The organism is Bifidobacterium vansinderenii (genome assembly GCF_002234915.1).
Taxonomy (GTDB): Bacteria; Actinomycetota; Actinomycetes; order Actinomycetales; family Bifidobacteriaceae; genus Galliscardovia; species Galliscardovia vansinderenii.
Window position 1 is genome coordinate 21,011 of sequence record NZ_NEWD01000015.1, and the last position, 6,365, is coordinate 27,375.

The 6,365-nt window shown below is 63.4% G+C and carries 3 protein-coding genes; 2 read left to right on the forward strand and 1 reads right to left on the reverse strand.

Translation table 11 applies throughout. The features are described from left to right. Positions 1 to 284 precede the first annotated feature (284 nt). Positions 285 to 2,063, reverse strand: coding sequence for a glycoside hydrolase family 13 protein (locus tag Tam10B_RS06205; protein ID WP_093960394.1), 1,779 nt, complete (start codon positions 2,061 to 2,063; stop codon positions 285 to 287). Between the two features lie 589 nt (positions 2,064 to 2,652). Here Tam10B_RS06205 and Tam10B_RS06210 point away from each other — a divergent pair. Beyond that, the gene (locus Tam10B_RS06210; protein WP_093960395.1) at positions 2,653 to 4,218 is read left to right on the forward strand and encodes a dicarboxylate/amino acid:cation symporter; all 1,566 of its coding nucleotides are present in this window, start codon (positions 2,653 to 2,655) and stop codon (positions 4,216 to 4,218) included. A 481-nt stretch (positions 4,219 to 4,699) separates the two neighbouring features. Next, positions 4,700 to 6,016 carry an urea ABC transporter substrate-binding protein gene (urtA, locus tag Tam10B_RS06215; RefSeq protein WP_093960396.1) on the forward strand — a complete coding sequence of 439 codons (1,317 nt, stop codon included), beginning with the start codon at positions 4,700 to 4,702 and terminating at the stop codon, positions 6,014 to 6,016. Positions 6,017 to 6,365 lie beyond the last annotated feature (349 nt).

Below are 6,365 nucleotides of genomic sequence, written 5' to 3' on the forward strand. Positions count from 1 at the left end.
CGGAAACGTCGACGACGCGCGGATTCGGACCCCGGAGCCACGCGCAGATCGAGCCGTGGCGCATCCAACGCGTCGCATTCCCGGTCCTTGAGCTGCTGCGAGGTGGCTGGTGGATTGATCGTGGAGGACGGAGTCGCGGTGCGGTGGTCGGAGACGGGGATTCGTGGATGGGATTGGACGGTTCTGGGTATAACCGGACAGTTATGGGCCGTTTTTTGGGTCCTCGTGATGCGGTTATACCCAGAACCGGGTTATGGATCTATGGGCCGGTATGGGTGGCCGGGTCAGAACGCGATCCAGGCGGTGGCGTCCTGGGGCAGACGGCCTTCCTCGTCGAGCGATGCGGATGCGAGCAGGACCTCGGCCTCGCTCGGCAGTTCGAGCGGTTCGGCGGCGAAGTTCGTCACGCTGGCGAACGTGCGGTTGTCCGCGGTCGGGCGGCTGTATGCGATCGCGGTGCCGCCCTCGGCGGTGTCGAAGTCATCCAGCCAGGAGATCGACGTGTCGCCGGTCGGGGTGAGCAGACGCTGGCGCAGGGCGAGCGCCGCGCGGTACAGGTTGAGCATGGACGCGGGGTCGTCGTCCTCGGTGTCGGCGGCGAAGTCCTTGAACCACAGGGGCTGCGGCAGATGCGGTTCGGCGATCGGCGAACCATCGGCGCGCTTGCCGGACGTCGGTGCGAATCCGAACGTGCCGGTGGTGCCGTCGCCGAACTTTTCGCTCCACTCCGCGGGCTTCGGCTCGTCGGATGCGGTCCACGGCAGCGGCACACGGCAGCCGTCGCGGCCCTTCACCTTGAACTGGCGCTCGGAGTTGAACGCGTACGGGTCCTCCAGACGATCCCACGGGATGTCGGCCACTTCGAACAGGCCGAGCTCCTCGCCCTGATAGATGTAGGCGGAGCCGGGCAGGCCGAGCTCCATGAGCGCGGCGGCGCGTGCGCGGCGGGTGCCGGCGGCGCGATCCTCCTCCACGAACTCGCCGTTGCGCAGCAGCCACGCCTCGGCCATCTGATGGTATTTGAACGTCTTCACCTGCGGCAGCGCGTAGCGGCTGGCCGAACGCGGCACGTCGTGGTTGTTCATCACCCACGTGGTGGTGGATCCGGAGCGTTCCGCCGCGGCCATGCCGTCCTCGATGGCGGCGCGCATGTCGGACTGACGCCAGTCGGCCTTGGCGAACTCGAAGTTGAAGATCTGGCCGAGTTCGTCGGGGCTGGCGTACAGGGCCTGGTGCTCGGGCGAGATCCATGCCTCGGCCACGGCGAAGCGCGGCGGATCATACTCGTTGAACACCTTGCGCCATTCGCGGTAGATGTCGTGCACCTCGGCGCGGTCGAAGAGCGGGTTGTCGCCGTTCGGGTTGAACTGGTAGAGCGTGGACCACTTGCCGAGCTCCACGAGCGGCTTGGAGTCGAGGTCCTTGGCCAGACCGTGCGCCACGTCCACTCGGAATCCGTCGGTGCCATGATCGGACCAGAAGCGCAGTGTCTTGAGGAACTCCTCGTGCACTTCGGGGTTCTTCCAGTTGAAGTCGGGCTGCTGCTTGGCGAACAGGTGCAGGTACCACTGGCCGTCGGCCACACGCTCCCAGGCCGGGCCGCCGAAGATCGACTGCCAGTCGTTCGGCGGCAGTTCGCCGTGCTCACCGCGGCCGTCGCGGAAGATGTAACGGTCGCGTTCGGGGCTGCCGGGCGCGGCGGCGAGCGCCGCCTGGAACCAGACGTGCTTGTCGGCGCTGTGGTTCGGCACGATGTCCACCACGATCTTGATGCCGGCCTCATGCGCGCGGGCCACCATCTCGTCGAAGTCGTCCATGCTGCCGAGACGCGGGTCAACGTTGCGATAGTCCATTACGTCGTAGCCGCCGTCGTGCAGTTCGGAGGGGTAGAACGGGCTCAGCCAGATCGCGTCCACGCCGAGTTCTTTGAGGTAGTCGATGCGGTCGGTCACGCCCTTGATGTCGCCCAGACCGTCGCCGTTCATGTCCTTGAAGCTGCGCGGGTAGACCTGGTAGACCACCGCCTGCTTCCACCAGTCGCTATGGAGGTTGTTCGCCGTCATTGATCGTCCTTTCCGTGGGATGGGCGGTCCCGATAGCACGTCGGTCGCGGTCGTCGATGGCCGGATGAGGTGCTTCGGGGCCGGATTGGTCTCATGAAGTCTGTATTTGAACGTTCTAATACTATCTCGCTAGGCCGACCATAGTGTACGTTCGTACATCACGGCGTGTTGTGGCTGCGACAAGAAGACCTAAGGTGTGAGATCTTCGGCGGGATGTGAGGTTTTGCGTCGAAGATGTGCGATGTTGGGTGATTGGGTGGGGGCTGTGATTCGGGTCTCGGCGTTCGACGGTTCACAAATCGAAGATACCTGGCAAACCGTCCCGTATTACAAGGGCGCGAGGAGGATATCTTCGATTTGTGAACCGCCGATGGGAGAAAAATCGAACATTCCGCCGTATGGCGTTGATGGACGCTTATAGCCAACGGCGATATCGAAAACGGTGTGGTAGGTTGGCCGAATCGCTAGATTGTAATCGTTTGCAGAAGCGTTGCGGAACAGTATCAATCGAAATCCGCAGGCGTATGAGTGATCGTGACAGCGATCGCATGAATATTGTTGACCAAACATATGAGGGGATAACAAGGCAATGTCAGACGTGACACTCAACTGGGTCGCGCTCGGCGTCACCGTCGTCCTGTTCGCGGGACTTGGACTGCTGAGCGTGAAGAAGAAGGCGGGGTTCACCTCGCGCGTGCTGCTCGCCACCGTGTTGGGCATCGGCATGGGCGTGATCTTCAAGGGGCATACCGACTATGTGGCCGCGTTCGGCACCGTGTGGTCCAACGTGATCTCCGCCATCGTGGTGCCGCTGCTGCTGTTCAGCATCATCGCCAGCATCACCAACCTCGGTGAATCCATTCGACTGAAGAACATCGGCATCAAGACCGTGTTCCTGCTGCTGCTCAACACGTTCACTGCGGCGGCGATCACGCTCGCCCTGTCGCTCGCGTTCGGCATCGGCAAGGGCTTCCAGTACACGCTGCCCACCGACTACCAGCAGCGCGAGGTGCCGGCCGTGCTCGACACCATCGTGAACCTGTTCCCCACGAATCTGGCCGCCAACTGGTCCGAGAACCAGGTGGTGCCCGTGGTGATCTTCGCCATCCTGGTGGCCGTGTCCTACAACGCCGCCGGTGCCACCGACAAGGGCCGCGCCGCCATCGCGCCGTTCAAGGCGTTCATCGACGCCGGCAACGTGGTGCTGTCGCGCGCCACGCAGATCGTGGTCGGCTTCACCCCGTACGCCGTGCTCTCGCTCATCGCCGCGGCCGTGAGCGGCAGTGACGTGGCGGCCCTGCTGCCCCTGCTCGTGGTGCTGGTGGTGGCGTACATCGCCATGGCGCTGCAGCTGTTCGTGGTGCAGCCGCTCGTGCTGGCCGGCGTGACCCGCCTCAACCCGGTGTACTTCTTCAAGACGTTCTGGACCGCCGGCGTGGTGGCGTTCACCTCCGAAAGCAGCATCGGCACGATCCCGGTGACCGTGCGCCAGCTGCGCGGCGCGGGCGTGCCCGGCGACATCGCGTCGTTCGTGGCCGGTCTGGGCGCCAACCTCGGCATGCCCGGATGCGCGGGCGTGTGGCCCGTGCTGCTCGCCGTGTTCGCCGTGAACGCGCAGGGTCTGGATTATTCGCCGGCGCAGTACGGCTTCCTGGTGGTGCTCGCGCTGCTCGTGTCGATCGGTACGGTCGGCGTGCCCGGCACCGCCACGATCACCGCGACCTCGCTGTTCGCCGCCGCCGGTCTGCCGATTCCGTTCATCGCGATCACGCAGCCGATCTCGCAGATCGTGGACATGGGCCGCACCGCGCTCAACGTGGCCGGCGCCGCCAACACGGCCGTGGTCGTGGCCGCGAGCGAGAAGCAGCTCGACGAGGACCTGTACTATCTGCGCAAGGAATTCGTGGAGGAGGACGAGGATGCGATCGAGGCGGCCCGCGGCGCGGCTGGGCGTTCCGGCGAGCACGCGACGATCGAGGCCAAGGATAGTGCGGCTCAGGGTGGCGCGGTGAGCACCTCCGCCGCATCCGTGTTCGCATCCACATCGTCGAATCCGCTCGACTTCACGCCTGGCGCAGTGCTCGCCGGCCAGGGCGAGGACCTGTGCGGCGTGCGTCTGCCCGTGAAGTCCGGTTCGGCCGGCAGCGCGGAGTGATCGCTGTCGCGACAATCGCGAATCAGTGAATCGACGTCCCGTTCGGATCCGATGGTCAGGGCGGGACGTTCGCATATCCACGTCGGTATATGTCGTGTGTGATTTGGTAGTCGAGACGCGATACAGATGGATTTGGTAGTCGGAACGAGACATGAAAGGCGGGGTGTGAGCGGTAACGCTGTCGCGTTTCGACTACCAAGTTCGTTCTGACTACCACAATGTTTTGGTTTGACTACCAAATCTGCGGTGACCCAAATCTGCGGTGACCCAAATCCGCGGTGACTACCAAAACGACCGCGGCGCAAGCGCTGCAGGCACCCGCACCCTCAGACAAAGTCCGAAAAGCCAAAAAAGATAGAAAGAGTGCGTAACCTGCCCGTCATCTACGAGACGGAACCGAAATAATCGGGCAACACGTTCGATGTCGAACGTTGCCATGCTGTTCCCTGTTGCATTCATAGGGTAAAGGGGAGAGGAACGCATGGCCAGAACATCACTAGCGCTGCGAACCGGAGCGGCGGCCCTCGCGATCGCCGCGATCATGAGCCTCGGCGGCTGCGGATGGGGACGCACCGTCGCCGAGAAGGAGGCGCTGGACGCCAACAACACCGCCAGCGCGGCAAGTGCCACCTCGTGCGTGGACACATCCGGCAGCACCATCAAGGTCGGCTTCGTCAACTCGCTGTCGGGAACCATGGCGATCTCCGAGAAGACGGTGAGCGATTCGCTGCACATGGCCGTCGACGAGATCAATGCGGACGGCGGCGTGCTCGGCAAGAAGATCGAGGTCGAGCAGCAGGACGGTAAGTCCGAGCCCGCCACGTTCGCCGAAAAGGCGCGCACGCTGATCGAGAAGCAGTGCGTGGCCGCGGTGTTCGGCGGCTGGACCAGCTCCTCCCGCAAGGCCATGCTGCCCGTGTTCGAGGAGGACAACGCGCTGCTCTTCTACCCGCTGCAGTACGAGGGCATGGAGGCCAGCCCGAACATCTTCTACTCGGGCGCCGCCCCGAACCAGCAGATCGTGCCCGCGCTCGACTACCTCAAGGAGAAGGGCTACAAGAAGCTGTTCCTGGTGGGCTCCGACTACGTGTTCCCGCAGACCGCCAACCGCGTGGTCAAGGCGTACGCCGAAGGCAACGGCATGCAGGTCGTGGGCGAGGAATACACGCCCATGGGCTCCACCGACTTCACCACCATCGTGAACAAGCTCAAGTTCTCCGGCGCCGACGCCGTGGTCAACACGCTCAACGGCGACTCCAACGTCGCGTTCTTCAAGGAATACAAGGCGTCCGGCCTCACCGCCGAAACCACGCCCGTGATCTCCATGTCGATCGCCGAGGAGGAGGTCGCCTCGATCGGCGTCGACAACGTCGAGGGCCAGCTCACCGCGTGGAACTACTACCAGACGCTGGACAGCGAGACCAACAAGAAGTTCGTCAAGGACTTCAAGACCAAGTACGGCCAGAATCGACCCACCTCCGACCCGATGGAGTCCGCGTACACGTCCGTCTACCTGTGGAAGGCGATGGTCGAGAAGGCCAAGTCGTTCGACGTGGACAAGGTCAAGGCCGCGGCCGACGGCGTCACGTTCGACGCCCCCGAAGGCAAGGTCACCGTGGACGGCAAGAACCATCACATCTACAAGACGTCGTACATCGGCAAGATCGGCAAGGACAAGCTCATCCACACCGTGTGGAAGTCCGACGGCCCGATCAAGCCCGACCCGTACCTGACGACCTACGACTGGGCGAAGAGCCTGAGCGCCGGCGCCACCGATTCCACGTCCAAGAGCGAGTAAGAGGAAGAGAGAACAACCATGAACATGCTGTTTCCGCAGATCGTCGCGGGATTGTCGAACGGATCAATCCTGCTGCTCGCCGCGCTCGGCCTGTCATTGACGTTCGGCCAGATGGGCGTGATCAACAACGCGCACGGCGAATTCANGNNGGCNGGNGNCNNCNNCCNTCNTGAATTCGCCGTGCGCGTTGTTGATCACGCCCATCTGGCCGAACGTCAATGACAGGCCGAGCGCGGCGAGCAGCAGGATTGATCCGTTCGACAATCCCGCGACGATCTGCGGAAACAGCATGTTCATGGTTGTTCTCTCTTCCTCTTACTCGCTCTTGGACGTGGAATCGGTGGCGCCG

Excerpts from the sequence above, each read along its gene's own strand:
- Tam10B_RS06205 (WP_093960394.1), bottom strand. The coding sequence starts at position 2,063 with ATGACGGCGAACAACCTCCATAGCGACTGGTGGAAGCAGGCGGTGGTC.
- Tam10B_RS06210 (WP_093960395.1), top strand. The coding sequence starts at position 2,653 with ATGTCAGACGTGACACTCAACTGGGTCGCGCTCGGCGTCACCGTCGTC.
- urtA (WP_093960396.1), top strand. The coding sequence starts at position 4,700 with ATGGCCAGAACATCACTAGCGCTGCGAACCGGAGCGGCGGCCCTCGCG.